This is a genomic window from Niastella soli (genome assembly GCF_017742245.1).
In the GTDB taxonomy this organism is placed as follows: domain Bacteria; phylum Bacteroidota; class Bacteroidia; order Chitinophagales; family Chitinophagaceae; genus Niastella; species Niastella soli.
In genome coordinates this window covers 1-3990 of the sequence record NZ_JAGHKO010000009.1, presented here as the reverse complement: position 1 = coordinate 3990, position 3990 = coordinate 1, and the positions used below count along the sequence as shown (strand labels likewise).

General features: G+C 47.7%; 1 protein-coding gene. It reads right to left on the bottom strand.

Translation table 11 applies throughout. The features are described 5' to 3' along the window. Positions 1 to 3990 (bottom strand): amino acid adenylation domain-containing protein (locus tag J7I42_RS24265; protein WP_209141473.1); only part of this gene is annotated, 3990 nt, incomplete at both ends.

Genomic DNA, 3990 nt, shown 5'->3' with positions numbered 1-3990 from the left:
CTCTGATCTTTACCTGTTCGTCCCTTCTGCCTAAAAACTCGAGGTTGCCATCTGGTAACCAACGGGCCAGGTCGCCGGTGCGATACAAACGCGCACCTTTCTCATTAGTAAATGGGTCTTTTATAAATTTTTCAGCTGTTAGTTCGGGTCTGTTCAGGTAACCTCTGGCCACCTGGGCGCCCCCTATGCACAATTCTCCTGCTACCCCAACCGGTAACAATTGCAGGTCTTCATCTACTATATAGATCTGTGTGTTGTCTAATGGATGGCCAATGGGTATCGTGGCGGTGGGAATGTCAATGCCCTTACCCGTTTGTATACTGTAGACGCTGCTGCCCACGGTGGTTTCAGTAGGCCCGTACTCGTTGATCACTTCTACTTGTATCCCGGTCTGGTTCAATAGGTCGAGGTGTTGCTGATGAAGGGCTTCACCCCCTACTACCAGGCGGTGTGTCAGCGGGGTGGTGTCTGCGGTTTGCAGCAATCCAAGATGCGCCGGTGTTAGTTTAATAAAGTCATAGGGTGCATACTTCCACAAGTTGGGATCATTGAATACCTCCACACCGGTTGAAGTGCTTATTACTACAGACTTACCACTGATCAATGGTACCAATAGTCCGGTTATGCTGGCATCAAAGCTTAGCGATAAATGGTGGTAACTGCCACTTCCCGACTGGTCTTTCTGTATATACCGCTTCTTACTATTGTACAAATAGTTCATCAACTGACCATGTTCTATCAATACGCCTTTGGGCTGACCCGTAGAGCCGGATGTGTAGATCACATACGCCGTATCGCTATATTGGATCACGGGTAACGGCTGTGATAAATGCGCTTCCGAATTAACAGTTGCTGGGAGGTCTTCTATATATATTAGGCCGCTGTTGTTGTGTGTCTGCGATAATAACGCGCTGTGTTCACGGGTGGTGATTACATATTTACAACCACTGTCCTGAAGCATATAAGCGATCCTTGATAGTGGATATTGTGGATCTACCGGCACATACCCATGACCGGCTTTCAAGATCCCCAACATGGCCACCACTTGATCGGCAGAGCGGTCCATACACAAGCCGATCAGTTGGTTGGGTTGCCTGTCAAGCTGTAGCAGGTGTTGGGCCAGTTCATTACTGCGGGCATGCAATGCTGCATAGCTCAGTTGCAGATCTCCATATATTATTGCCAGTGCATCGGGTGTGTGCAAAGCCTGTTCGGCAAATAAGGTTGTTACTACTTTATCACCAGGATAGGTTACCGCTGTATCATTGAAGCCGTATTGCAATTGATGCACTTCGGTGGTGCTAAGCATATTGATAGCACGACGTTGCTGATGCGGGTTACTTATTATGTTCAATACCACCTGCTCAAAATGAGCACGTATCCTGTTCACATTATCCGGATCAAGTAAAGTCTGGTTGTATTTAAAAAGTACATTCAGCTCTTCTCCGGCACCTATGGTAATACTTAACGGGTAGTTATCCTGCTCCTGTACCTGCATGGTGCGCACTTCAAGTGGCCAATGTTGCTGCGACAATAATTCTTTAACGGGAAAATTCTGAAAGGCCAGGGTTGTATCAAACAGATCACCTTTTACATTTAGCCAGGATTGGATATTACTTAGTGCGGTATACTGGTGCTCCCGGCTTTGCATCTGTTCGTATTGCAGCTGTTGTAACCAGCCGGTCAGATCCTGTTCCGGCATCCAAACCGACCGTAAGGGCATGGTTTGAATATACATGCCCACCCTTTGTTCCATACCGGCCAGGTCTTCGGGCCGGCCTGCTGAAATGACGCCATATATGACATCATCGGAACCGGTATAGGTATGCAGCAGATGTGCCCATATTCCCTGCATGAGGGTGTTCACGGTTATATGACATTGTTGTGCATACCGCTCCACCTGTGCCTTTACAGCTTTGTCAAAACTCAGCCAGGCCTCTGCAAATACACCTTTCCCCTTGGTCCGATCAGATGCTGCAATAAATGGCAATAAAGTTTGGTCACTTATCCCATTCAGATAGCCTCTCCAGTAATCTTCTTCCCGGTGTGTATCTTTTCTGAAAATATATTTGATATAATGCTCGTATAGGTCCTGCGGACGCTCAGGCAGCGGTTCGTTTTTCAATAAGCATCCATATACTTCCATGAATTCCCTGATCAGCAAAGGGACTGACCATCCATCGAGCAGGATATGATGGAATGTCCATATCATATACCAGCTGTCTGCAGTGGTTTTTAGCAGACCTATCCACATAAGGGGTGGCTTACTGAAGTCGATCGTACGCAGGCGCGCGCGGAGGCTGTATTCTCCAATAAGACGTTTTTGTTCCTCTTTACTCCTATCGCTGTAATCTATTATTTCAATAGCGGGTTCTGTTTGTTTGTACACGCACTGAACGGGTTGTCCCAACTCCTGGTAGCAGAAGGCCGTGCGCAAAATGCTGTGCTGTCTAAACAGGTGTTGCCAGGTTTGCCGGAAAACGGCAGTATTTACATCGCCCAGTTCGCCGGTGAACTGCGTAACATATAGACCCGTTTCTGTATTGTATAAACCATGGAATAACATGCCCTGTTGTAAGCCACTGAGCGGGTACAGGGCTTCTAGCTGCAATTTTCTTGGAAGGCCATTTTCTTCCTCTTCCAGGAAGCGGCGTAATTCAGTATAACTGACGCCAGATGTTATATAATGATCGATAGGTGTTGTAATTGTTTCGCCGGCAGGTACCGATACACAATGATCAACCAGGTATTGCAGATCATCTATGAAAGATTGCGCCAGTTCTTTGATCGTTGTCTGTTCGTAATGCAGCTGGCTGTAGTTCCAATGTATGTGCAGTTCACCCTGGTAGATCATGCTGTTGATCACTATTTGGGTAGTGACGATGTTCTCATCACTGCCTGAACTGCCATGTGCTTCATTGGCACTGCTGAACCAGTTGCTGCTGCGGGTGATGTTATCTAGCTGACCAAGGTAGTTGAAGGCTATCTGCCAGTTGTCAGCTGCCTGTAATGCAGCGGTCTTATTGAGGTATTTGAGTACGCCATATCCTATTCCTTTATCGGGTACCTGGCGCAGTTGCTCCTTGATGCTCATCAGCCATTCGGAGGCTTCGTCCTGAGCAGGAGCCTGTAGTAATAATGGATACAGGGTGGTAAACCAGCCGGTGGTGCGGCTGAGGTCTGTTTTATCATTGATGACTTCCCTGCCATGGCCTTCCATGCCTATCAATATTTGCTGTTGCTTCGACCATTTTGATAAGGTCCTGGTAAGGGCGCTGAGCAACACGTCATTGATCTCTGTTCGGTAAACCCGTGGTACTGTCTGTAGCAATTGACGGGTATGCTGTTCATCGAGTGCTATGCCATAGCTGCGGATATCTTTTTTTCGGATGATGCCGCTGTGTGGTTTGTCTACTGGTAATAAGCTGCTGATATTCCTGGTTGCTTCCCAGTAGGGTTGTTGTGATAATAACCGGCGGCTTTTGCCGTATTGGTGTAGTGCCTCATACCATTGACGGTAGGAGCTGCTTTTGGGTCCAATAGCTAATTGTTTGCCATCCCGGCATTGGCTTAATAGCAGATCGAGGTCTTCCAGCAGGATGCGCCAGGAGACGCCATCTATGGCCAGGTGATGGACCACGATCAGCAGGCGATTGTGCGTACTCCATGCGGGCATGCGCATCAGTACAGCCCGCACCAGTTCGCCCGATGTTATATCCAGGCTTTGCTGGACCGATGTTCCTATATTGTTGATAGCAGCGGCTGCTGTCTGTTCATCGGCTGCCTCTATCTCATACAACTGAATGGCGGGTTGATGGCTGCCATATTCCTGCTGCCATTCACTCCCATTTTGTTTATAATGCATGCGAAGACCATCGTGGTGTGCTACTAAAAAGCGCAGCACCGTATTTAATTCTTCGCCGGTAATGCTTTTATCGATTTGTAGTAAAACGTCCTGGTTGTAATGATTGATGCCGCCCTGGTCCTGAC